This is a genomic window from Streptomyces sp. S.PNR 29, assembly GCF_030386795.1.
GTDB lineage: Bacteria > Actinomycetota > Actinomycetes > Streptomycetales > Streptomycetaceae > Streptomyces.
Genome location: NZ_JANUQM010000007.1, coordinates 348,177 through 372,866, shown reverse-complemented (window position 1 = coordinate 372,866; position 24,690 = coordinate 348,177). Strand labels below are relative to the sequence as shown.

Genomic DNA, 24,690 nt, shown 5'->3' with positions numbered 1-24,690 from the left:
CTCCGTGGCCTTACCATGGCGCGGTGCTGGTCAAGTGGATTCGCTGCACCGTGGTGGACCGCCGCGGCTTCGAGCGGGGGCAGCGAAAGTGGGCGGGGCTTCTGGGGGAGCCGGGTTTTCGCGGGCAGGGCGGCGGCTGGAGCCGCGGGCGGCCCGATGTGGCGCACATATTCGCCTTCTGGGAGAGCCGCGCCTTCTACGACTCCTTCATGGCGCGTTCGCACGACCGGCTCGCGTCGGCCCAGTCGGGCACCTTCAAGGACGCCCAGGTCAGACTGTTCGACCACCGCTTCGACGTGAAGACCGGCTTCGAGCCGCGATTCACGGACACGGACCTGCTGCGGGTGGCGCTCTGCCGTGTCCACGAGGAGCGGGCCGAGCACTTCGTGCTGATGCAGGAGAAGGTCTGGAACCCGGCGATGGCCGGCTCACCCGGCATGATCCGTGGCCTGTTCGGCGAGGCGCCGGGTAACGAGTTCCTGGTGCTGTCGATGTGGCGGTCGGCCGCCGAACACGGCAAGTACCGCACCGAGCGAGTGGAGCGGCTCGCCCTGCGAGCCCAGACGGAGGCCGACGTCGCGGCCCTCACCGGCGACATCGTGGACCTGGAGCCCTCCTGGACCGTGTGATTCCGCAACGCGCCGACCACGCGTCCGCGGGTGGCCCGAGGTGCAGAATCTGTGTGACCTGTGCCGTATGAAGCCCTTACCGGTGCTCGACGGACCGCGAACCGATCTAGGGTTTTGGCATGGCACGACCACGGCGCATCATCCTTGTCCGGCACGGCGAGTCAACGGGCAATGTCGATGACTCCGTGTACGAGCGCGAGCCCGACCACGCGCTGGCCCTGACCGACCGGGGCTGGCGGCAGGCCGAGGAGACGGGAAAGAGGCTGCGCGAGCTGTTCGGCCGCGAACGCGTCAGCGTGTACGTCTCCCCGTACCGCCGTACGCACGACACCCTGCGCGCCTTCCACCTCGATCCCGAGCTCATACGCGTACGGGAGGAGCCCAGGCTCCGCGAGCAGGACTGGGGCAACTGGCAGGACCGCGATGACGTGCGCCTGCAGAAGGCGTACCGGGACGCCTACGGTCACTTCTTCTACCGCTTCGCCCAGGGCGAGTCCGGCGCCGACGTGTACGACCGGGTCGGCGGCTTCCTGGAGAGCCTGTTCCGCAGCTTCGAAGCGCCGGACCACCCCCCGAACGTGCTCATCGTGACCCACGGGCTGGCCATGCGGCTGTTCTGCATGCGGTGGTTCCACTGGACGGTCGCGGAATTCGAGTCGCTGTCGAATCCTGGGAACGCCGAGTTCCGGATGCTCGTTCTCGGGGAGGACGGCAAGTACACCCTTGACCGGCCCTTCGAACGGTGGCGAGATCCGGAACCGTACGGGATCACCGGATAGAGTGGCAGGGCGATGACCGCTGACTCCTCTCCCGACGGGCGCCTGGAGCGCGCCCTGGCCAGCCTGCGCGGACTGTCGGTGGGGGACGCGCTGGGCTCACAGTTCTTCGTGCCGGTGAACTACCCGCTGCTGAAGCACCGCACGGTGCCGGCGGGGCCCTGGCAGTGGACGGACGACACGGAGATGGCCTGCTCCGTGGTCGCGGTCCTGGCCGCCCACCAGCGCATCGACCAGGACGCCCTGGCGCGTTCGTTCGCCGTGCACCACGATTTCGACCGGGGCTACGGACCGGCGGTGGGCCGCCTGCTGCGGCTGGTCCGCGAGGGCGAGGACTGGCGGGAACTCGCCGCGGCGCTCTTCAAGGGACAGGGCTCCTGGGGCAACGGTGCCGCGATGCGGATCGCACCTCTGGGGGCCTGGTACGCGGACGACCCGGAGCAGGCGACCCACCAGGCGGAGATCTCGGCGTACACCACCCACCAGCACCGGGAGGCCGTGGTCGGCGCCATGGCCGTCGCAGCGGCAGCCGCGCTGGTCGCCGCCCCTGTCGGCCCGCCGGGCCCCGAGGCGCTCCTCGACGGTGTGATCGGGCTGGTGCCGAAGCGGAGCGCGGTCGGCGCGGGGCTCCGGCGCGCCCGGGACATGCTCGACTACGGGGACCCGACCACGGTCGCGGCCGTACTGGGGTGCGGGCGGCGTACGTCGGCCCATGACACGGTGCCCTTCGCGCTCTGGTCTGCCGCGCGGGCTCTCGATGACTACGAGCAGGCGTTCTGGACGACTGCGCAGGTTGGCGGGGACGTGGACACGACCTGCGCCATCGTCGGCGGAGTGCTCGCCTCCGGCAAGGCGGGATCGCCGCCCGCGGAGTGGCTGGAGCGGACCGAGGCGCTGCCGGACTGGGTGCCTACGACGGCGTAGCGCGGCCCCTCGGAAACTCTCTGTGCGTATCGGGAACTCTCCGTGACCGAGTGCACGTTGTCGTGGCATCCGCTCTGTGAGGTGTGAGGCCCGTGCATGCGGAGTGGTTCGCGAGCGTGGCAGGGGGGTGTCATGGAAGTTCTGCTCATTGCAGGCGCGTTGCTGTTGCTCCAGCGCGTCGTGGCCGTGCCGGGTCGGGTCTCCTTGCGCCTGCCGTATGCCATCGCGGCCCGCGCGGCGTGTCGCGCGGGCCGCGTGCGGATGGCCGGACCGCCGGCCTCGCCGTCCGTCTCCGGGACGAGGCCGGGCCATCCGTGGCCGGTCGTGGGCCGAAGGTGCCTACGGGGCCTCGTGACGTCCGTCCGCGGGCCAGGGCCGGCCTGCGGTGCCGCACTCCGGTCAGCCGACGCCCGGGCCGGCCGAGCCGGAGAGTGCCTCAAGGTCGCTCTTGCGGACCCGGATCACCAGCCAGGCGGTGGACAGGGCGAGGACGGCCATCGCGGCCGCCGGGATGAAGGCCGTCGAGATGCCCTGGGCGAGCACCTCGTGCCCCCAGGGTGCGGGCAGCTGGTGCGACGTGGCGAACTCCGTCTTCTGTTCCGCGGAGGCGTTGGCGAGGAAGTTCGGCAGCTGCTTCTCCGCCTCGTCCCTGCTGGCCGTGCCGAACACGGTCGTCAGGATGGACAGGCCGAGCGAACCGCCCACCTGCTGCGTGGCGTTGAGCAATCCGGACGCCGCGCCCGCCTCGTGCTGGGCGACACCGGAGACCGCTGTGAGGGTCAGTGTCACGAAGTTCAGGCCCATGCCGAAGCCGAAGACGAGCATCGGTCCGAGAATCCCGCCGACGTACGAGCTGTCGGAGCTGAGCAGGGTCTGCCAGGCCAGCCCGGTGGCGACGAGCGTCGCACCCACGAGCATGAACGGTTTGGGGCCGAAGACGGGCAGGAAACGCTGCGACAGTCCCGCGCCGAGCGCGATCACGACCGTCACCGGCAGGAAGGCGAGGCCCGCCTCGATCGGGCTGTACCCCAGCACGTTCTGCACGAAGAGCACGATGTAGAAGAACATGCCGAACATCGCCGCGGCCAGGCTCAACATGATCACGTATGTGCCGGAGCGGTTCCGGTCGGCGAACATCCTCAGCGGTGTGATCGGCTCCTTGGCCCGGGACTCGATGAGCGCGAAGGCCAGCAGCAGGACCACGGCGGCGCCGAAGGACCCGATGGTCAGACTGTCCCGCCACCCCTCGTCCGCGGCACGGATGAAGCCGTAGACGAGGGACGCCATGCCCGCCGTCGAGGTCACGGCGCCCGCGATGTCGAACCGTCCGGTGTGCCGTTCCGACTCGCTGATGTACAGCGGCGTGAGGACGGCGATGAGAACGCCGATCGGCACGTTGACGAAGAGCACCCAGCGCCAGTCGAGCCACTCGGTGAGCATGCCGCCCGCGAGCAGTCCGATGGCGCCGCCGCCCGCGGAGACGGCGGCGAAGACGCCGAAGGCCCGGTTGCGTTCCGGGCCTTCGGGAAACGTGGTGGTGATGAGCGCCAGCGAGGTGGGCGACGCTATCGCGCCTCCCACGCCCTGGAGGACGCGCGCGGCGAGCAACTGCCAGGGCTCCTGGGCGAATCCGCCGAGCAGCGAGGCGAAGGTGAAGAGCAGGATGCCGGTCATGAAGACCCGGCGACGGCCGAGGATGTCACCGGCCCGGCCGCCGAGGAGCAGCAGGCCGCCGAAGGTCAGCGTGTAGGAGCTGACGACCCACGTGAGTTCGGTGGTGCTGAACTTGAGCGCGTCTTGAATGTGCGGAAGGGCGATGTTCACAATCGTCGCGTCGAGTACCACCATGAGTTGGCAGGCCGCGATGACGGTGAGCGCGATGCCGGGATGCCCCTCCCGGCGGGCCGCACCTGGTTTTTGGTCCTTGATCAACTGAGAGGTTGTCACTATGGGTCCCCCACAAATGCGTTAGTGAACGCTGGCGTTCACTGTCGCGTCAACGCTAGTGACTCCCGGACAGTGAACGCAAGCGTTCACTCGCCTTTTCGTCGTGCGGTCCGTCCCCCTTGTGCCGCCGCGTGGCGCATCCTCTTACCCGGAATCCCCGCTTCCTCTGCTCGCTGGAGACACTCGGATGGTTACTTCGCGCTGGGCGGCCGCCTCCGCTCGGGCGGCCGCTCCTCGCCGCCGTGGCGCCGTGCTCGAACGCGCGATCCTGGACGCCGCGTTGGAGCAACTCAGTACGGTCGGCTGGAACGGCCTCACGATGGAGGGTGTCGCCGCCGGCGCCCAGACGGGAAAGGCGGCGGTCTACCGTCGCTGGCCTTCCAAGGAGGATCTGGTCGCGGACGCGCTGCGGGCCGGACTGCCGCGCTTCGACGAGGTTCCCGATCTGGGCAGTGTGCGCGAGGACCTGTTCGCGCTGTGTCGGCGAGCGCGCGAGGCGATGTTCTCCCGCCCTGGATTCGCTCTGCGTTCAGTGATTCACGAATGCGACAGCGTCCAGGCGGAGCGCTTCCATGGAGTGATCTTCGACGGGGTCGTGGAGCCGATCATCGCGATGCTTCGCGAGGTCATCGACCGTGGAATAGAGCGGGGTGAGGTGCGCTCCGGCGCTGCGAACGGATACGTCTTCGATGCTATCCCGGCGATGATGATGTACCGCTCGAAGATTAGCGGATGCGAATGGTCCGACCGGGAACTCGAGGACATGATCGACCACCTGATGGTTCCGCTGCTGCGGCCCGACGGCGCTTGAGGCGGCCCCGTTCGCGTCGTGACGTCGCTCGGGGAAACCGGGGTGTCGCCGCGGGTTCCGGGCGGCGTACGCTAAGGGCGCCATGCCGTACGAACCACCTACTCACACCGTCGAGCGCTCCCTTCGCGCCACGACCGGAGCGAAGATCATTGCCGGTGTCGACGAGGTGGGGCGCGGCGCGTGGGCCGGCCCCGTCACCGTCTGCGCGGCGATCACCGGACTGCGTCGGCCGCCCCAAGGCCTCACCGACTCGAAGCTGCTCACCGTCAAACGGCGCACCGAGCTCGCCGAGGAGCTGCGGACGTGGGTGACGTCGTACGCCCTGGGGCATGCCTCCCCGGAGGAGATCGACGACCTGGGCATGACCGCCGCCCTGCGGTTGGCGGCGGTACGCGCTCTGGAGGCCCTGCCGATCCGCCCGGATGCGGTGATCCTCGACGGCAAGCACAACTATCTCGGGTCGCCCTGGCAGGTCCGTACGGTGATCAAGGGCGACCGGTCGTGCGTGGCTGTCGCGGCGGCCTCGGTGATCGCCAAGGTCCAGCGCGACAAAATGATGGCCGAACTGGGTATCGACCATGCAGACTTCGGTTTTGCGGACAACGCCGGGTATCCGTCTCCCGTGCACAAGGCCGCACTGGAGGAGCGGGGCCCCACCCCGTACCACCGGTTGTCGTGGGCGTATCTTGATGCGCTGCCCCAGTGGCGGCACCTCAAGAAGGCCCGCAGCTGGGCGGACGGAAGCGTTCCGGAAATCGAGGGTCAGCTCGGCTTCGATTTCTGACGATTCCGCTCGCACTTATGTGCCACCCGCCGACGCGGGCCGTACCAACGTTTGATAAACATCAGCTCATGCCTCTCATTCCCGAGGAGCCTCAGATTCACGAGAGTGCCCAGGGTCCCCGCGCCACTCCGGCCAGCGGCCGCACCGCGCCGACCCCCCGCCCCGTACCCGGCCCCCGCCCCGCGGCTCCGTCGCGTCCCGGTCGTCCCGGCCCGCTCCGGGCCACGCCGCCGGTGCAACGTACGCCGCGTGACGTGCCCGCGCCCAAGCCCGGACCGTCGGCTCCGGCCGCCCCGGCCGCCGCTTCGGCCACCCCGCAGATCCAGCTGATCCCGGCCTCGGCCGAAGGCGCCCTCGATGCCGCAGAGGAAGCCGTGGACCTGCTTCTGGACTCGGGCCGCGCCCCCGGCGACGTGCTGGTGATCACCACCGGCGAGTCCCATCCGTGGGCCGCCCACGAGCTGTCCTTCGGCGAAGCCTCCTACTGGGCGCAGCACGACGCGGGCGACGACGTCTTCTACGCGGACGCCGCCGTCGCGGACCGGGCTGCCTCACGGCCGGTGGTCGTGGTCGCCGTCAACGGAGGTCCCGAAGCCGCTGCCGTCGGCGCGCTGTCCCTGGCCCACTCCCGGGCCGGTGCCCTGCTGATCGTCTGCGGCGACCCGCAGCGCATCAACTCGGTGCTGGGCGCGGGCGTCTGAGCCGCTCCGTCGCCCCTCGGCGGACGCCTGACGGCGTAGGCGCCACCGTGCCGGTGATCCGCACGGTGGGGCCTTTGACGTGCCCGGGTTCGCCGCACGGGGCGCCGGATCCAGGAGGGAGCAGGGCGGTTGCCCGGAGCCGGGGAGCCTGGTGGCCTGCGGACCTGCTGTCCCCGTCGTAGGCCCTACGACGGGGTGTACCGGTGGACCCGTGATGCCGGGGTCTTCGTTGGTCCGAGTTTGCTCAGCGAGCCGCCGCGCGGCGCAGTACCTCGGAAGCAGCGCCGCCGGTGCGCGGCGGCGGGAGTGGTGTCTCGGAGGTGGCGAACGGCTCCGGTGCCGAATTCATGCTGGGGCGACGCCCACCGCGCCCTTCGCCGAGGACCTGCCAGCCGTCACGCGTCAGCGTGATGTACGCCCCGCAGCGCAGCCCGTGGAGCGTGCAGGCGTCTCGCAGGCCCCACATCCACGCGCCGTCCTCCTCCGTCCAACGCGCGTCGCCTTCACGGCAGTAGAGCAGTACGGCGGTGCGCACCGGAGTGCGGCGCCGCAGGTCGTGCGGGATGACCCGGCGCAGCTGGGCGAGCAGGACGTTGCGGAACATCCAGCCGTCGGCCGGGGCCGTACGGCGGGTGAACGAGGCGCTCGCGCAGAGCCGGTCTTCCGGATCGAGCACGGCCACGATGGCGGTCGCCGGCTTGGGGTGATGCCGGGAGTGCAGCCCGCTGACGACTTCCCGGGGATTGCGCAGGAGTGGGATTCCCGCGGCGGCCCACTCCGCGAGTTCGAGCACGCGGTTGGCGGAAGCGGCGGACGACGACAGTGATGCCGCCGAGGACGGAGCGAATCCGAAGGTCACGTTCCTCCCTTCGGCTACGCGCCCATACAGCGGGCGGGGTCGGATTCGGGGGAGCGCGCACCGCAGCGAAGCCCTGCCGGGTAGCGGACGAGCCGTGCGGGAGCGGACTTCAATTCTTCCTGTCGAACTTGATTGCGGCAACGAGCAATTGAGTCCGTCGACCGTTATCGGATGATGCGAGTCTTATATCCCTACCCAGCGTGTTGCCGGGTGACGCATGGGGCGTTCGAGCGCGACACGTTCGTACGCCATGGTGGCAGGTGCCGTCCGGAGGCGGACAGTGCCTGCGGCGGGGGACAACGCGGGACGGACTCCGCCGAACGGCACACGTGCGTGGCTCAGCGTGTGCCGTGCGGTCAGCCCTGCACGGCCAGGACCAGCGGCAACACTCCTTCCGCGCCGGCCCGGCGGAGCATGCGGGCCGTGACTGCGAGGGTCCAGCCGGTCTCGGTGCAGTCGTCCACGAGCAGGACCGGTCCCCGGTTCTCGGCGAGAGCGGCGGCGAGGGCGGGTGGCACGGTCAGCGCCCCGTCGAGCGCCTTCAGCCGCTGGGCGCTGTTGCTCCGTGAGGCCCGGGGTGCGTCGCCCGTGTACTCGACGGTGCCCAGCAGCGGCATTCGGCCGATCTCCGCGATGCGTGCCGCGAGGGTGTGGATCAGCTGTGGCCGCGTGCGCGAGGCGACGGTGACCACGCCGACGGGACGCTGCTGGGCGTCCGCCGTCCCCGTGGCCCAGCCGCCGGGGCCCTTGGCCCAGTCGGCCAGCACGCTCACCACGGCCCTGGCCACGTCGTCCGGCACGGGCCCGTCCGGAGCGTGCGGCGCGAGCATCGGCCGCAGCCGGTTGCCCCAGCCGATGTCCGACAGGCGCCCCAGAGCCCGCCCGGGGGCGGCCTGTTCACCGGCCGGAATACGGCCCTTCAGGTCGATGCCGATCGCCGGAAGCCCGGTCGGCCACATGCGGCGCGGCTCCACTTCGACGCCGGCCCGGCCCAGATCGACGCGCGCGGCGTCGACTGCGTCCGTGGAGGCGTCCGCGGTGAAGCGCGGGCCCGCGCAGTTGTCGCAGCGGCCGCAGGGCTTGGCCGCCTCGTCGTCGAGCTGGCGCTGCAGGAACTCCATCCGGCACTCCGCCGTCGACGCGTAATCGCGCATCGCCTGCTGTTCGGCCCGCCGCTGCCGTGCGACCCAGTCGTACCGCTCCGCGTCGTACGTCCACGGCCGGCCGGTCGCGATCCAGCCGCCCTTGACCCGCTTGACGGCTCCGTCCACGTCGAGAACCTTGAGCATGGTCTCCAGGCGGGAGCGGCGCAGTTCCACCAGGGGTTCCAGGGCGGGCAGCGACATGGGCCCCTCCGCGCGCGTGAGGATGTCGAGTGTGCGGCGCACCAGGTCTTCCGGCGGGAAGGCCAGCGAGGCGAAGTACTCCCAGATCGCCTCGTCCTCCTTCCCCGGCAGGAGGAGCACTTCCGCGTGCTCGACACCGCGACCGGCGCGGCCGACCTGCTGGTAGTAGGCGATGGGGGAGGACGGCGAACCGAGGTGGACCACGAAGCCCAGGTCCGGCTTGTCGAAGCCCATGCCGAGCGCCGACGTGGCGATCAGCGCCTTGACCTTGTTGCCGAGGAGGTCGTCCTCGGCCTGCTGCCGGTCGGCGTTCTCCGTCTTTCCCGTGTAGGAGGCGACGGTGTGCCCGCGCTGCCGCAGGAAGGCCGTGACCTCCTCGGCGGCGGCCACCGTGAGTGTGTAGATGATGCCGGAGCCCGGCAGCTCGCCCAGGTGGTCGGCGAGCCAGGCCATCCGGTGGGCGGCGTCCGGCAGACGCAGCACACCCAGGCTCAGGCTGTCCCGGTCCAGGGGGCCGCGCAGGACAAGAGCGTCAGACGTGCCCCCGGTGCCGAGCTGCTCGGCGACGTCGGCGGTCACGCGGGCGTTGGCGGTGGCGGTGGTCGCCAGCACGGGCACACCGGGCGGCAGGTCGGTGAGCATGGTGCGCAGCCGCCGGTAGTCCGGGCGGAAGTCGTGGCCCCAGTCGGAGATGCAGTGCGCCTCGTCCACCACGAGGAGCCCGGTCGCGGCGGCCAGCTTGGGCAGCACCTGGTCGCGGAAGTCCGGGTTGTTCAGGCGCTCGGGGCTCACCAGCAGGACGTCGACCTCTCCCGCGGCGATCTCGGCCTGGATGGCGTCCCACTCCTCGGTGTTGGAGGAGTTGATGGTCCGCGCGTGGATGCCGGCCCGGGCCGCGGCCTCGACCTGGTTGCGCATCAGCGCGAGCAAGGGGGAGACGATCACGGTGGGGCCACTGCCCCGGGCCCGCAGCAGGGACGTCGCCACGAAGTAGACCGCGGACTTGCCCCAGCCCGTGCGCTGAACGACCAGGGCCCGGCGCCGGTCGGCGACCAGCGCCTCGATCGCCCGCCACTGGTCCTCGCGCAGCCGGGCCGCGCCCGAGGTGTCGCCGACGAGACGGGCGAGGACCGCGTCGGCGGCCGTCCGGAGGTCCGCGTTGTTCGTGTGCTCCATGCGTTCCATACAACAGGACGGCACTGACAGCCGGGGCGACGTGGCGGCGACGGCCGCCTGACGGATGACGAGGTGACGTGTCCCTGATCTGAGTTATCCACAGGTCAAAGCGGAATCTCAAGATCCGCGAGATCGTCGGCGCATGACGAACCACAGCGAAACGACGGGCTCCTCCGACAACGGCGACATCGCCAGGGGCGACGGCCCGGAAGCCGGCGACCGGCGCGGTCCCCACGACCCGGTCACAGGGCCGGAGGTCCGCCTCGACGCCACCACGCCCGGCAAGCGAGGCCGCCCCGATCAGCAGGCGCACGCCGGGGACCACATCACCTGCACCCCGTACGACGGCCATGACACCGAACACCAGGTCACCCTGCGCACCCCGGCCGAGCTGGCCGACGCCCTGCCCTATCTTCTCGGGTACCGCCCCGAGGACAGCATCGTCCTGGTCGCCCTGCACGACAGGGACGGTCGTGGCAGGTTCGGCGGACGGGCCCGGCTCGGCATTCCCGTGAACGCGGACGACTGGGCCTCCGCGGCCCGGCAACTGGCCCACGGTCTCGTGACCGGAAGCGAGCGCAGAGGCGCCCGGCCGGAGCAGATGGTCGCCTACCTCTGTCAGGAACCGTCGCAGGGAGAGTCGGGGCGGCAGGTCATGGCACGACTGCGCCCGCTGGCCCAGAAGCTGCGCGTCGAGTGCGGTTCCCTCGACGTGCCGGTGGTCGAGGCGCTGTGCATCTCCGACGGCCGCTTCTGGTCGTACTGCTGTGAGAACGAGGTCTGCTGTCCGGCCGAGGGCACCCCGATGGGACTGCCCGGCACCTCCGTGCTGGCCGCCGCTGCCACCTACGCCGGCATCCAGGTGCGCGGCACGCTGCGCGAGCTGCGCGCCCGGCTGCTTCCCTGGGAGAACTCGGCCGCCCTCGAACAGGAGGCCGCTCTCGACACGGCCAGCAGGGCGCTCGTCCCCCGGATCCTGGACGACGTGAGCCGCGCGGACGTGGCCGAGGAGACCCTGGCGCTGGCCGAACGGATCATGGACCGCCTCGCCGGCGCCCGGTCCGTGTCCGGCACGCTCACGGCCGATCTCCGCGATGACGAACTGATCACACACGAAGAGGCCGCGAAACTGATCCTCGGCCTGCAGGACCGCTCGACCCGCGACCGCGCGGCGGAGTGGATGGAAGGCGAGGAGGCCGGTCCCGCTCTCCGTCTCTGGCGAGCCCTGGCCCGTCGCTGCGTGGGACCGTACGGCGAACACGCCGCCGCTCCGCTCACCCTCGCCGGCTGGGTCGCCTGGTCCACCGGGGATGAGCTGGAGGCGCGGGAAGCCCTCGCCATGGCCCTGGGCGCGGAGCCCGATTACCTCTTCGCCCGCCTCTTGCACCAGGCATGCAACGAGGGGCTCGACCCCGAGTCGGTCCGCCGCTGCCTGCGCGCGGAACGCGAGGGCCGCGGGCACACGGCAACCGGTCGGCCCGACCACAGGGACTGCGCCGACAGGCCGGAGGAGCCCGAGGCGGCCGAGGACTCGTCGACGCCGGAGACCGCTTCCCGCCGCCGACGCCGTACGCGCCCTGCCGGTGTCCCGGGCCGTGCCGGGGCCGCAGCCCGTCAGCAGGGCTCGAAGGCCACACCTCCGCGTAGGCCGAGGGGCGACACGCGTCCCGACGGTGCGCGGACGGGCGCTACGCGGTCGCGTACCTCGGGGAGGGGAACCGTGAGCCGTGGCACCCGTCCGGACGGTGTGCGGGGAGGCGAACGCCGCACGGAGGGCGAGGTATGAGGGCTGTCACTGGCGCTCCCTACCCCTGCGGCCATCCGGCGGGGTCGTCCGGCCGCGGGCGTTACCAGGAGGAGGCCCGTCCCGTTCACCTGAGTGGCGGAACGTCTGGACGGGACGTGACGCCGCACCGTCCATGTCCCGCTGGAGCCCTCACCCGGCGCTGCAGCCGCCAGAGGCGCACAGAGTGCAGAGGAAGCCCTCCCATGCATCAGCCGACTCCGCCCTCCGCCGCCGACGACAGCTCCACCGGGCCCGCATCGCCGTCCCTGCCGCCGGGCGCTGCGTCACCCGAGTCGGGGGACAGCGCATACCGCGGCCAGTCAGGGTCTCCGCAGGAGGCTCAGCACATCCCTCGGCTTCCCAGCCGGCGCCCGCCCGCATCGACGGACCTGGGCCAACGCTCTGGCCGGCCGCCGGATGAGGGTGCGGCCGCTGGACCGAGGGCGAGGTCAGCCACCCCGGGGCTGAACCCGAGTCCCAGTTCGCCCACGGGGTCGCGCGCCTCCCCGTCCGCGCCCATGGACTGGGGCAGGACGCCATCACCGACCCCCGATACGGCAGCACGTCGCTCATCGCCGACCGTTCCAAAGAGCACGCCTGTCCGAGGAGCGCCGCTTGCGGCGTCCCGCCGCTGCGGCGACCTGCCTCCCACCCACACCGCGATGATCTGCGTCGCTCTCCCGGGCCTCGCCATCTCCACGGAACACGCACAGCTGACCGGGCAGGGACTGGAGGGGTTCTACCGGGCGGGCCGGCGCCTGCTCTCCCGGTGCCGGCTTCGCGTGGCGGGACGGGAACCTCTCGCGGTCCAGGCACGGATGACCGCCGCCGACAGCGCCCGATTCGTGGGCACTCTCCGGGCATCCCCGCCGGCGGGGCCCGACCCGGACGTCATCGTCGAGCGGACCCGTCACGCGGACGGCACAGAACGGATCACGCTGCACAGCGCGGCGCCGCGCCCCCTGCGTCTGCCGGTCGAGGTGGCCCTCGGCACGGACCTGGCCGACCTGGCTGCGATCGCGTCCGGCAACGCGGGACCCGAGCTGCCCGCCAGCGTCCACGACTCAGGCCTGCGCTGGTCCGGCGCCCTCGGCACCTCCTCCGTCACGGCCGACCCGCCACCCGCCGACGCACTCGCCTCCGCCGGGCTGCTGCGATGGGAGTTCATGCTTCCCCCGGGCGGCAGTGCCAGCGTGGAACTGCGGATACGGCCGGACGGCGCCGGTTCTGTCCGGGCCGTGGGGCGCGCGGCGACCAGCCCTCTCGCGTCCGCCCGCGCGGCGGGTGACGATCCCAGGGTTCCCGCCCTCCTGCGGACCAGCGTCGAGGACCTCCAGGCCCTGCTGCTGCGCGACCCCGCACACCCTGCCGACACCCACCTCGCGGCCGGGGCACCCTGGCGCTGCGGCCTGGCCCCCGCCGACGCACTCGCCGCGGCCCGGATGACGCTGCCCCTCGGTACGCGCCTGGCCGCGGGCACCCTGCGCACGCTGGCCCGCACCCAACTCGGCGGTCCGGGGCCGCGGTCCGGCATGATCCCCGGTCCGCTGAGGGACGCAGGCCCACACCTGCCACCGGGCTGCACCGGCACGGAGGCCACGCTGCTCTTCCCCGCGCTCCTCGCAGAGGCCCGCCGCTGGGGGCTCCCCGAGAACGAGACGGAGGAACTGCTGCCGGCGGCGGAGCGCTGTCTGACCTGGCTGCGCACCACCGTGGGCGACGGCACGTATGTGCCCGACCCGCATCCGGGCGGTCCCGTCCGCTGTGAGACCCAGGCCCACGCCCACCGTGCCGCCCTGCTCGGCGCCGACCTGCTCGACGCGTGCGGCAGACCGGGCGGCGCCGGGCTGAGGCAGTGGGCCCGGGAGTTGCGGACGGCATTCCGGGAGGAGTTCTGGGCCGACACCCCGGGAGGCGGTCGGCCGGCGGCAGCCCGCGCCCCGGACGGCAGCCTCGTGGCGCAGCTGAGTGCGTCCGCCGCCCATCTCCTGGACACCGGCCTGCTGGGCGGAGGCGCGCAGGCCCCCGGCCTGCTCGACAAAGGGCAGACCGAACACCTCGCCCGGCTCCTGGGCAGCCCGGGCATGGACTCGGGATGGGGCCTGCGCGGACTCGGCGCGAAGGAAGCCGGATACAACCCCTTCGGCCATCGCGCCGGCGCCGTACGGGTCCAGGAGACGGCGGTCGCCGTCGCGGGCCTGGCTGCCGCCGGGTACGAGAAGGAGGCGAGCTCGCTGCTGCGAGGAATACTCGCCGCGGCCGACACCTTCGGTCACCGGTTGCCCGAGATGTACGCGGGGGAGCAGCGCGCCGACGGAAGCGCTCCCCTGCCGCACCCGGCAGCCTGCAGGCCCGCGGCCACAGCGGCGGCGGCCGGGGTACTGCTGCTGACCACGCTCGCGGGAATCCGCCCCGACGCCCCGGCTGGGACGATCACCCTGCGCCCGGTGCGCAGCGCGCCCCTCGGGGAGATCGGTCTCACGGGACTGCGGGTCGCGGGCGCCCCCTTCTCCGTACGGGTCAGCCGGCTGGGCCTCGCCATGGTCGAGGAGGCGGCAGACGGGCTGCAACTGGGGGTGTGACCCGGCGGGAATCGGCACCGCACGAAACCGGAAGTAGCTGGTGAGCTCCATACCGATCCGAAGTGATCAACCACTGACGAGGCCGGCGAAGGGAGTGTTTATCGTCAGGCAGACGACTATGATCGCCGCATGCCCTACGACCCGTCAGCCTTTCCGCCCTTCGCCGTCACCGTGGACCTGGTCGTGCTGACCGTGCGCCGTCATTCCCTGTGCGCGCTGGCGGTGCGCAGGGGCGAGCCGCCGTTCCAGGGACGCTGGGCCCTGCCCGGCGGCTTCGTACGGGCTGACGAGGACCTTGCCCAGGCCGCGGCACGCGAGCTGGCCGAGGAGACCGGACTGCGCGTCCACGACCCGTCCGTGCCGGCCCAGGACAACGGTGCCCACCTGGAACAGCTGGCGACGTACGGCGATCCCAAGCGTGATCCCCGGATGCGCGTGGTCAGCGTCGCCCACCTCGCCCTTGCTCCCGACCTGCCCGCACCGCGGGCGGGCGGCGACGCCAGTAACGCGCGCTGGGCGCCGGTCGAGGAGCTGCTGCAACAGGCCGGTTACGGCCGTGACGGCGAGCCGATGGCGCCGCTCGCCTTCGACCACGCCCAGATCCTGGCCGACGGGGTGGAACGCGCCCGCTCCAAGATCGAGTACTCGTCGCTGGCCACGGCCTTCTGCCCGCCCGAGTTCACCGTCGGAGAGCTGCGCCGGGTCTACGAGGCCGTGTGGGGTGTGGCGCTCGACCCGCGCAACTTTCACCGCAAGGTCACAGGCACCCCGGGCTTCCTCGTCCCCACCGGCGGTACGACCACACGCCAGGGCGGCCGTCCGGCCCAGCTCTTCCGCGCCGGCGGCGCGACACTGCTCAACCCGCCGATGCTGCGCCCCGAAGTGTGACGCAGGGGGCGACATGCCGCCTGGGCCGTCCACCATCGCTGCAAGCGCACGCGGCCCCGTATCGGTCCGTCGGGCGAACGGCGGTCCGACAGGCCTGATCCTCCTCCCCAGAGCGGGCCTCGCATGACCGAAAAAGCGGACATAGCGCGCTATCTTGCTTCGGGTGATCCAGGCCTTCGGACTGACGAGCAACCCTCGCAAAGAGCTTCCGCCCGCCGTCGACGACGTTTCCTTCGAGGCACGCGCAGGCCGCGTCACCGCGCTGCTCGGTGCACCGGGCGCGGGCAAGACGACGGCACTCAGACTCATGCTCGAACTTCAACAGGGCCGGGGCATCACCTACTTCAGGGGCCGCCCCCTGCACCGCATCGCCCACCCCGCGCGCGAAGTGGGCGTGATGCTCGGCGACGTGCCAGGACACCCGGCGCGTACGGTCCGTGGTCACCTGCGCATGCTGTGTGCCGCAGCCGGGGTTCCGGCCCGGCGTGCCGATGAAGTCCTGGAGGCCGTCGGCCTCGTGAGCCTGCGCGAGGAACGCCTTGGCACCCTCTCGCGCGGCATGGACCGCCGCCTCGGCCTGGCCTGCGCCCTGCTGGCCGACCCGCACGCCCTCGTGCTCGACGATCCCGCCGACGGGCTCTCGCCCCGCGAGACCCGTTGGCTGCACAGCACGCTGCGCGCACACGCGGATCGCGGTGGCACGGTGCTGCTCACCACCGCCGACCCCAAGGCGGCCGCGCGCGCCGCCGACCGCGTGGTCACGCTGGACCAGGGCAGGCTCGTGGCCGACCAGGACGTCGCGGACTTCGCCCGCACCCGGCTGCGCCCCCGCGTCGCCATTCGCAGCCCGCACGCCGCCCGCCTCGCCGCCCTCCTCGCCAAGGAGGCCCGCACCGCGCAGCGCTCCGTGGAAGTCGTACGAGAGGGCGGAAACCGCCTCTTCGTGTACGGCAGTACCTGCGCCGACATCGGCGAGACCGCCTTCCGTCACGGCATCGTCGTGCATCAACTGGCCGACGAGATCGGAGACATGGGGCCCGGCGCCGAAGCCGCGCCCCCGGGCGTGCCGCACACCCCCCAGGAGCCCGCTCCGGCCGAAGGCAGCCGCGCGGTGGACGCCCGGCAGGCGACCCACACACTCCGATCACTGGCGGGCACCTCGGAGAAGACTGCCGACGGCAACCGGGCGGCCCGCGTACCTCAGGCTTCCGCCGAAGCGCGAAAGCCGCCCTTCACGGCCGCGTCGCGCCCCACTGCCGGGGGGCCGCACCCGCGCCACGGTGAGCCGCAGTTCCGCGGCGGTGAGCTGCAGCCGTGTCACGGTGAGCCGCAGTTGCGTGCCGGGGGGCCGCAGGCGCGCAACGGTGAGCCCCAGTTCCGGGGCGGTGAGCTGCAGCCGCGTTATGGTGATCCGCGGTTGAGCGGCGGCGGGCCGCAGCCGCGCAACGGTGAGCGGAACTCCCGCCGTGGCGGGCCGCAGTCTCTCACCGCGGAGCAGCTGCGCCGCGTCGACGGGTCGGAGCCCTCCGCGGATGCGCAGGCACTCGCCGACGTTCAGGCGTCCGACGCCCCCGGCGCTTCGGTCGCCCGTCCCCAGCAGAAAGCCGCCGCGCGCGCCCTCGGCCCCGCCCAGGCCCGCGGGGGCGATTCCCTGCCCTCTCTCCCGCCCCCCATCTCCGTCCGCCCCGCCCGCAGCCCGCTCCGTCCGCTGCGCTACGAACTCCGCCGCGCCGTCGGGATCAGCACGGGGTTCCTCACCGGGGCCGCCGTCCTCGTAGCGTCCGCCTTCACCGCTGTACTCCTGGCCCGCATCGGTCACACCCCGCAGTCGCGCCTGCTCGTCGCGTGGCCGCGGGAACTGCCTCTGCCGCCTGCGGCGCTCGGTGCGGGGCTGCTCGGCGCGCTCTCCTTCGGTGACGAGTTCCGCCATCCCGCCCTGGCGGCGGACCGCGGCACCGTGCCCCGCCGGCTGGGGCTGTTGGCCGCCAAGCTCCTGGTCTCCGCGGCCACCGCGCTGATGCTGGCCGTCCTCACGGTGGGCTGCGACGCCGAGATGCTCTATCTCTTCTACGGACGGGAACTCGCACAGGTTCCCGCCGACTGGCTCTCGCTGAGTGCAGGTTGGGTCGGGCTCGTCGTCGGGTGCGCGTGGGCCGGCGTGCTGGCCGCAGGTCTCTTCCGGTCCACCACGGCCGGACTCGCAGCGGTGGTCGCCGTGCCCCTTCTCGTCGTACCGGTCGTACACAAGGTCTGGGAAGGGCCATCCGTGCGGACGGCGGCCGGCCTTCCGATGCGGCTGCGGGAGCTGTTCCTCGTGCAGTGGCCCTTCGGGGGTGAGCGCTATCTGGCCGCTGCGCTGCGGGTGGTCGCCCAACCCGTGGGCAGCGCAATGACGTTCTCGCTGGCCACTCTCCTGTGCGCGTACCTGCTCACCACCCTGCGCAGCAGAGTCCGATAGCGACTGTCTGTGACGCTTTGGTATCCGAACGTGTGCATAACTCCCTGGGAGAAGCCCATTTCTTTCCGATAAGGCGTCAATTGCGACGGGGTGAGCGATCACCCTTTCGTGTGCTTTTCACCAAAGACCTCAAGGGAGTTGGAGTCAGCGCCGACAAAGGTTCCGTGAGTACCCTTGCGCACACCATGATGACCGCCGCCCGCTCCGCAGACTCCGGCCTCGCGAGCCCGGGCGAACTCGACCGCTACCCCTACGCCGAGGCGCCCGCCGCTGACCGCGTCGGAGCCCCTGCCTGGGAGGGGGCGGACCCGGAGCTGGGCCGCGTGGGCCGGCGTGCCGCGGGCAGCCGCGGACGCGGACTGCACGGCCAACTCGTCCAGCAGCTGGGCCAGATGATCGTTTCCGGCGACCTGGGTGCCGACCGCCCCCTGGTCCCCGAGGAGATCGGCCAGCGCTTCGAGGTGTCCCGCACCGTCGTCCGCGAGTCGCTCCGTGTCCTGGAGGCCAAGGGCCTGGTCAGCGCCCGCCCGAACGTCGGTACGCGCGTGCGCCCCGTCAGCGACTGGAACCTGCTCGATCCGGACATCATCGAGTGGCGGGCACTGGGCCCGCAGCGCGACGACCAGCGCCGGGAGCTGAGTGAGCTGCGCTGGACGATCGAGCCGCTCGCCGCCCGCCTCGCCGCCGGGCACGGGCGCGAGGAGGTGCAGCAGCGCCTCGCCGACATGGTGGGGATCATGGGCCACGCCATGGGGCAGGGTGACGTGCTCACCTTCTCGCGCGCCGACGCCGAGTTCCACGCGCTGCTCATCCAGATCGCGGGGAATCGCATGCTGGAGCACCTCTCCGGGATCGTGTGCGCCGCCCTCCAGGTCTCCGGCGGGCCGGTCACGGGCTGTGACCGGCCGAACGACGCGTCACTGGCACACCACGGCAGGATCGTCGACGCCCTCGCCGCCGGCGACGGCGCGGCAGCCGAGATGGCCATGCGCCAACTGCTCACGGTCCACCCCGAGGTGGAACGCGTGGTGCCCGCTCCGCGCGAGCACTGACCGCGTTCCGCGGGCGGCACGGCCGGGGATGCCGGACCCCTCCTACGGTCATGCTCGGTCGACACCGTCCCCTGTCGGACCCCGCAGAGTCGCCGTGATTCTGCGGGGTCCGACGGTGCGATGCGGTGGAGTCCCTCGGAGCGACTCGGTCGGAAGCGCCGACGACCCACTCTGCCCGCATCTGACCAATTTTGAGCGATTACGAGGTGTGACTCGGGCCACGCGGTTTGGGCGTAACGCTCGCGGGAACAACGCGATGACCTAAGAGGTGACAGCCGCGGAGGGAATACGGACGCCGTTCATGGCGCTGTGCATCTCCCCGGCCCCCGCCCGCGCCGTCGGCCCATCCCAAGCCGGCGGTCGGCTCCTGTCCACTGTGGACGGGGCCGGAAGCCGTTTTCCAACGTTCCGAGAGGTTGTTCGTGTCGGCCAGCACATCCCGTACGCTCCCGCCGGAGATCGCCGAGTCCGTCTCTGTCATGGCGCTCATTGAGCGGGGAAAGGCTGAGGGGCAGATCGCCGGCGATGACGTGCGTCGGGCCTTCGAAGCTGACCAGATTCCGGCCACTCAGTGGAAGAACGTACTGCGCAGCCTCAACCAGATCCTCGAGGAAGAGGGTGTGACGCTGATGGTCAGTGCCGCAGAGCCCAAGCGCACCCGCAAGAGCGTCGCAGCGAAGAGTCCCGCCAAGCGCACCGCCGCCAAGACGGTCGCGGCGAAGACGGTGACCACCAGGAAGGCCACCGCCACCGCCACGCCGCAGGCGCCCGCCGCTGACACTGCTGCCGTCGAGGAAGAGGCACCGGTCAAGAAGGCGGCTGCCAAGAAGGCCACCACCAAGAAGGCGGCCGCGAAGAAGACGACCGCCAAGAAGGCCGTGGCCAAGAAGACCACCGCCAAGAAGGACGACGTCGAGCTGCTCGAAGACGAGGTGCTTGAGGACACCAAGGTCGCCGAGGAGCCCGAGGGCGCCGAGAACGCGGGCTTCGTGCTCTCCGACGAGGACGAGGACGACGCGCCCGCTCAGCAGGTCGCCGCGGCCGGCGCCACCGCCGACCCGGTCAAGGACTACCTCAAGCAGATCGGCAAGGTCCCCCTGCTCAACGCCGAGCAGGAGGTCGAGCTGGCCAAGCGCATCGAGGCGGGTCTGTTCGCCGAGGACAAGCTGGCCAACTCCGACAAGCTGGCGCCGAAGCTCAAGCGCGAGCTGGAGATCATCGCCGAGGACGGCCGCCGGGCCAAGAATCACCTGCTGGAGGCCAACCTCCGTCTGGTGGTCTCCCTGGCCAAGCGCTACACCGGCCGCGGCATGCTCTTCCTGGACCTCATCCAGGAGGGCAACCTCGGTCTGATCCGCGCGGTGGAGAAGTTCGACTACACCAAGGGCTACAAGTTCTCCACGTACGCCACCTGGTGGATCCGCCAGGCGATCACCCGCGCCATGGCCGACCAGGCCCGCACCATCCGTATCCCGGTGCACATGGTCGAGGTCATCAACAAGCTCGCGCGCGTGCAGCGCCAGATGCTCCAGGACCTGGGCCGCGAGCCCACCCCGGAGGAGCTGGCCAAGGAGCTGGACATGACCCCGGAGAAGGTCATCGAGGTCCAGAAGTACGGTCGCGAGCCCATCTCGCTGCACACCCCGCTGGGCGAGGACGGCGACAGCGAGTTCGGTGACCTCATCGAGGACTCCGAGGCGGTCGTCCCGGCCGACGCGGTCAGCTTCACGCTCCTGCAGGAGCAGCTGCACTCCGTGCTGGACACCCTGTCCGAGCGCGAGGCGGGCGTCGTCTCCATGCGCTTCGGTCTCACCGACGGTCAGCCGAAGACCCTCGACGAGATCGGCAAGGTGTACGGCGTCACGCGTGAGCGCATCCGCCAGATCGAGTCCAAGACCATGTCGAAGCTGCGTCACCCGTCGCGTTCGCAGGTGCTGCGCGACTACCTCGACTAGTAGCTCTCGGTCGTACGGCCGGCGAGGCCCGGTTCCCCTCGTGGGGAGCCGGGCCTTCGTGCATCGCGCGGGTGCGGGCTACGGGGGACTGGATCACTCTGGGTGTTCCATCGTCACCTCGGAGTGAGGAGCCCGCATGCGTTGCCCCGTTGTCCGGGCGCTGGCCCGGCCGCTGGTGCTGGCGGCCGCGACGGCCGCAATACCCTTGGCGTCAGCCGCCCCTGTGGCCGCCGACAGTGTCGTCGTCGGCGGTTACCCCGTGGACGTGTCCCAGAGCCCCTGGACGGTGGCGCTGTCCAGCCGTGACCGGTTCGGGGGTACGCGGGCGGGACAGTTCTGCGGAGGAGTGGCTGTCGGCCGGAGCACCGTGCTCACCGCGGCTCACTGTATGAGCGAGGACGTTCTGGGGGAGCCGCCGGAGGAGGTGGGCGACCTCAAGGTCGTCGCGGGACGTACGGATCTGCGTTCGGACCAGGGGCGGGAGATACCCGTACGCGCCGTCTGGGTGAACCCGCAGCACGACGACATCAGCAACGTCGGGGACTTCGCGGTGCTCACTCTTGCCGAGCGCCTTCCGGCCGGCCTGGCCATCGGCATGGCCGCCGCCGGGGATGCCGCATACGCGCCCGGAACCCGCGCCGTGGTCTACGGATGGGGTGATGCCACGGGCGCCGGCGACTACGCAGACAGTCTGCGCGCGGCACACGTACGCGTGCTGCCGGACGCCTCCTGTGAGCGGGCGTATCCGGGCAGTGCCGACGGGGCGTACCTCGCCGACACCATGCTGTGCGCCGGCGAGGAGGCCGGCGGTCGCGATGCGTGCCAGGGGGACAGTGGCGGGCCGCTGGTCGCCCGGGGGAAGCTGATCGGGCTCGTGTCCTGGGGGAGCGGCTGCGGGCGGTCGGACAGCCCCGGCGTCTACACGCGGGTGTCCGCCGTCCTGCGGACGCTGGGATGGGAAGCGGCCGCCCAGGGGCGGCCGAAAGGCGCCTGACGGGAGCCTGACGGGCTTCGCGGGAGTACGAGCGAGGGCGGCCGCCTCGGGAGGCGGCCGCCCGTTCACCGGCCTGTGCCGGGCTGGCTCGTCGTCGGACGCGAGATGTCAGCGCTCTTCTTCGGAGGCAGATGCCGGAACGGACGTCAGCCGCTCCGTCTCGTCCTGTATCTCAGCGGCGATCTTCTTGAGTTCCGGCTCGAACTTGCGCCCGTGGTGGGCACAAAAGAGCAGTTCTCCGCCGCTCAGCAGGACGACGCGCAGGTATGCCTGGGCGCCGCAGCGGTCGCAGCGATCAGCGGCCGTCAGCGGGCTCGCGGAAGTCAGAACAGTAGTCACGTCGCCTCTTCTCTAGCTCGACGAGCTGTCGTACCAGGGTCAACATCCAACCAGCCCCAAAACGTTCCCGCTCGTGGCTTTTCCTCGAAAAATCTCTCTGTGGCGGCTGGCTGTTGCCGGTTGGCGGCGAATGTGCCGTATTGCGTGTCTCTGCGTAGTACGGGTTCGCGCTGTCGGTCAGTGTCGGTCCCCCCGGCTGGATTGCCGGTTTGTTCATGAGGACGTGCCCGGAGCCTAAATGGTTCATGCCTCGAAGGGAACGTGATGTGTACTTCACCCCATCGAGGGATCGAACATGCATGCGACCCTGGACTAGTCTGTGCTCCCGACGAGGGTGGCGTTACAACGGCTCTACCAGGCCTCGGTACCCTCTGAGCGGTGACCCAAGGCGCGCCCTTACCCAAGAGGGCCCCATCTGAAATTCAGCGAGGAGCGAACCGCGTGACCGCCGAGACGTCCGTGCCGTCCACAGCGCTGCTGGCAGGAGCAGACCGGGACGGTTCCAACTACACCGCGCGGCACCTGCTCGTCCTTGAGGGGCTTGAGGCCGTGCGCAAGCGCCCGGGCATGTACATCGGCTCGACCGACAGCCGCGGTCTGATGCACTGCCTGTGGGAGATCATCGACAACTCCGTCGACGAGGCCCTCGGAGGCTACTGCGACCACATCGAGGTGATCCTCCACGACGACGGCTCGGTCGAGGTCCGGGACAACGGCCGCGGCATCCCGGTCGACGTCGAACCCAAGACCGGCCTCTCCGGCGTCGAGGTCGTCATGACCAAGCTGCACGCCGGCGGCAAGTTCGGCGGCGGCTCGTACGCGGCCTCCGGCGGTCTGCACGGCGTCGGCGCCTCCGTGGTGAACGCCCTGTCCGCCCGGCTGGACGTCGAGGTGGACCGCGCGGGACACACCCACGCCATCAGCTTCCGCCGCGGAGTCCCGGGCGCCTTCGCGGCGCTGGGCCCGGACGCCAAGTTCGAGGCCAAGGGCGGGCTGCGCAAGGCCAAGAAGATCCCGAAGACGCGTACCGGCACGCGCGTGCGGTACTGGGCCGACCGCCAGATCTTCCTCAAGGACGCCAAGCTCTCCCTGGACACGCTGCACCAGCGCGCCCGCCAGACCGCGTTCCTGGTGCCCGGGCTCACCATCGTCGTCCGCGACGAGTACGGCCTCGGCGAAGGCGGCAGCAAGGGCGAGGAGTCCTTCCGCTTCGACGGCGGAATCAGCGAGTTCTGCGAGTTCCTGGCGAGCGACAAGCCCGTCTGCGATGTCCTCCGCTTCAGCGGACAGGGCACCTTCAAGGAGACGGTTCCGGTCCTCGACGACCGCGGCCAGATGACGCCCACCGAGGTCACCCGCGAGCTCGGCGTCGACGTCGCGCTGCGCTGGGGAACCGGCTACGACACGACGGTCAGGTCGTTCGTCAACATCATCGCCACCCCCAAGGGCGGCACCCATGTCGCCGGCTTCGAGCAGGCCGTCACCAAGACGATGAACGAGGTGCTGCGCACCAAGAAGCTCCTGCGCGTCGCCGAGGACGACATCGTCAAGGACGACGCCCTGGAAGGCCTCACGGCGGTCGTCACGGTCCGCCTCGCCGAGCCGCAGTTCGAGGGCCAGACCAAGGAAGTCCTCGGCACCTCGGCGGCCCGGCGGATCGTGAACAACGTCGTCTCCAAGGAGCTCAAGGCGTTCCTGACCTCCACGAAGCGTGACGCCGCCCAGCAGGCCCGCGTCGTGCTGGAGAAGGCCGTCGCAGCGGCCCGCACCCGCATCGCCGCCCGCCAGCACAAGGACGCGCAGCGCCGCAAGACAGCCCTGGAGTCCTCCTCCCTGCCCGCCAAGCTCGCCGACTGCCGCAGCGACGACGTCGAGCGCAGCGAGTTGTTCATCGTCGAGGGCGACTCCGCGCTCGGTACGGCGAAGCTCGCCCGGAACTCCGAGTTCCAGGCGCTGCTGCCGATCCGCGGCAAGATCCTCAACGTCCAGAAGTCGTCCGTCACGGACATGCTGAAGAACGCCGAGTGCGGCGCGATCATCCAGGTCATAGGAGCCGGTTCCGGCCGGACCTTCGACATCGACGCGGCCCGCTACGGCAAGATCATCATGATGACCGACGCCGACGTGGACGGCTCTCACATCCGGACCCTGCTGCTGACGCTGTTCCACCGCTACATGCGGCCCATGGTCGAGGCCGGCAGGGTGTTCGCCGCGGTGCCGCCGCTGCACCGCATCGAGCTGATCCAGCCGAAGAAGGGCCAGGACAAGTACGTCTACACGTACTCGGACCGGGAGCTGCGCGACAAGCTCATGGAGTTCCAGAGCAAGGGCATCCGGTACAAGGACTCCATCCAGCGGTACAAGGGCCTCGGCGAGATGGACGCCGACCAGCTGGCCGAGACCACGATGGACCCGCGCCACCGCACGCTGCGCCGGATCAACCTCACCGATCTGGAGGCCGCTGAACAGGTCTTCGACCTGCTGATGGGCAACGAGGTAGCCCCGCGCAAGGAGTTCATCTCCAACTCGGCGGCGACGCTGGACCGCTCGCGCATCGACGCGTAGACGCCGCGCTGGATCCGGGCCGGGCTCCGAGAGGTTCGGGGCCTGGCCCGCCGGGCCGGTGCGGCCACCAGCGGGTTGAGTCACCTGATGGGGTGAAGAGCGCGAGGAAGAAGAGTCG

General features: G+C 71.0%; 18 protein-coding genes. 14 read left to right on the top strand and 4 right to left on the bottom strand.

Annotated features, from left to right (window positions below; translation table 11 throughout):
• Positions 1–23: 23 nt before the first annotated feature.
• From NW895_RS21230 to NW895_RS21220, 3 genes are all read left to right on the top strand, one after another.
• Positions 24–629: a YdbC family protein gene (locus NW895_RS21230; RefSeq protein ID WP_289937331.1), complete on the top strand. Its 606-nt coding sequence runs from the start codon at positions 24–26 to the stop codon at positions 627–629.
• Between the two features lie 119 nt (positions 630–748).
• Positions 749–1,408: a histidine phosphatase family protein gene (locus NW895_RS21225; RefSeq protein ID WP_289937330.1), complete on the top strand. Its 660-nt coding sequence runs from the start codon at positions 749–751 to the stop codon at positions 1,406–1,408.
• Between the two features lie 12 nt (positions 1,409–1,420).
• Complete coding sequence (locus NW895_RS21220; protein ID WP_289937329.1) at positions 1,421–2,329, top strand: ADP-ribosylglycohydrolase family protein; 909 nt, start codon at positions 1,421–1,423, stop codon at positions 2,327–2,329.
• A 399-nt stretch (positions 2,330–2,728) separates the two neighbouring features.
• Here NW895_RS21220 and NW895_RS21215 read toward each other — a convergent pair whose 3' ends face one another.
• Positions 2,729–4,276: an MFS transporter gene (locus NW895_RS21215; RefSeq protein WP_289937328.1), complete on the bottom strand. Its 1,548-nt coding sequence runs from the start codon at positions 4,274–4,276 to the stop codon at positions 2,729–2,731.
• 187 nt (positions 4,277–4,463) lie between these two features.
• On the opposite strand from NW895_RS21215, the gene NW895_RS21210 reads away from it, so the two are divergent.
• The 3 genes from NW895_RS21210 to NW895_RS21200 all read left to right on the top strand — a co-directional run bounded on the left by NW895_RS21210 (position 4,464) and on the right by NW895_RS21200 (position 6,572).
• Positions 4,464–5,087, top strand: a complete 624-nt coding sequence (locus NW895_RS21210; protein ID WP_289937327.1) for a TetR/AcrR family transcriptional regulator — start codon at positions 4,464–4,466, stop codon at positions 5,085–5,087.
• Positions 5,088–5,169: 82 nt separating this feature from the next.
• Positions 5,170–5,871 (top strand): ribonuclease HII, encoded by a 702-nt coding sequence (locus NW895_RS21205; protein WP_289937326.1) that lies wholly within the window; start codon positions 5,170–5,172, stop codon positions 5,869–5,871.
• Between the two features lie 68 nt (positions 5,872–5,939).
• Positions 5,940–6,572, top strand: coding sequence for a hypothetical protein (locus tag NW895_RS21200; protein ID WP_289937325.1), 633 nt, complete (start codon positions 5,940–5,942; stop codon positions 6,570–6,572).
• A gap of 244 nt (positions 6,573–6,816) precedes the next feature.
• Here NW895_RS21200 and NW895_RS21195 read toward each other — a convergent pair whose 3' ends face one another.
• Positions 6,817–7,431 (bottom strand): hypothetical protein, encoded by a 615-nt coding sequence (locus NW895_RS21195; RefSeq protein WP_289937324.1) that lies wholly within the window; start codon positions 7,429–7,431, stop codon positions 6,817–6,819.
• A gap of 356 nt (positions 7,432–7,787) precedes the next feature.
• Positions 7,788–9,953, bottom strand: coding sequence for a RecQ family ATP-dependent DNA helicase (locus NW895_RS21190; protein WP_289937323.1), 2,166 nt, complete (start codon positions 9,951–9,953; stop codon positions 7,788–7,790).
• A gap of 142 nt (positions 9,954–10,095) precedes the next feature.
• Between NW895_RS21190 and NW895_RS21185 the strand changes: the two genes are divergently transcribed.
• The 7 genes from NW895_RS21185 (at position 10,096) to NW895_RS21155 (ending at position 21,668) form a co-directional block, all read left to right on the top strand.
• Positions 10,096–11,739, top strand: a complete 1,644-nt coding sequence (locus NW895_RS21185) for a DUF4192 domain-containing protein (protein WP_289937322.1) — start codon at positions 10,096–10,098, stop codon at positions 11,737–11,739.
• Between the two features lie 662 nt (positions 11,740–12,401).
• Entirely contained in the window at positions 12,402–14,321 is a 1,920-nt protein-coding gene (locus NW895_RS21180) for a glycogen debranching N-terminal domain-containing protein (RefSeq protein ID WP_289937321.1), read from the top strand.
• Positions 14,322–14,450: 129 nt separating this feature from the next.
• Entirely contained in the window at positions 14,451–15,209 is a 759-nt protein-coding gene (locus NW895_RS21175; RefSeq protein WP_289937320.1) for an NUDIX hydrolase, read from the top strand.
• Positions 15,210–15,372: 163 nt separating this feature from the next.
• Positions 15,373–17,667, top strand: coding sequence for an ATP-binding cassette domain-containing protein (locus NW895_RS21170; RefSeq protein ID WP_289937319.1), 2,295 nt, complete (start codon positions 15,373–15,375; stop codon positions 17,665–17,667).
• Positions 17,668–17,831: 164 nt separating this feature from the next.
• Positions 17,832–18,719: an FCD domain-containing protein gene (locus tag NW895_RS21165; protein ID WP_289937318.1), complete on the top strand. Its 888-nt coding sequence runs from the start codon at positions 17,832–17,834 to the stop codon at positions 18,717–18,719.
• Positions 18,720–19,141: 422 nt separating this feature from the next.
• Positions 19,142–20,674, top strand: coding sequence for an RNA polymerase sigma factor (locus tag NW895_RS21160; protein WP_289937317.1), 1,533 nt, complete (start codon positions 19,142–19,144; stop codon positions 20,672–20,674).
• Positions 20,675–20,810: 136 nt separating this feature from the next.
• Positions 20,811–21,668, top strand: coding sequence for a serine protease (locus tag NW895_RS21155; protein ID WP_289937316.1), 858 nt, complete (start codon positions 20,811–20,813; stop codon positions 21,666–21,668).
• 108 nt (positions 21,669–21,776) lie between these two features.
• Here NW895_RS21155 and NW895_RS21150 read toward each other — a convergent pair whose 3' ends face one another.
• Positions 21,777–22,007 carry a hypothetical protein gene (locus tag NW895_RS21150; RefSeq protein WP_103783682.1) on the bottom strand — a complete coding sequence of 77 codons (231 nt, stop codon included), beginning with the start codon at positions 22,005–22,007 and terminating at the stop codon, positions 21,777–21,779.
• A 441-nt stretch (positions 22,008–22,448) separates the two neighbouring features.
• On the opposite strand from NW895_RS21150, the gene NW895_RS21145 reads away from it, so the two are divergent.
• Positions 22,449–24,572 carry a DNA topoisomerase IV subunit B gene (locus tag NW895_RS21145; RefSeq protein ID WP_289937315.1) on the top strand — a complete coding sequence of 708 codons (2,124 nt, stop codon included), beginning with the start codon at positions 22,449–22,451 and terminating at the stop codon, positions 24,570–24,572.
• Positions 24,573–24,690 lie beyond the last annotated feature (118 nt).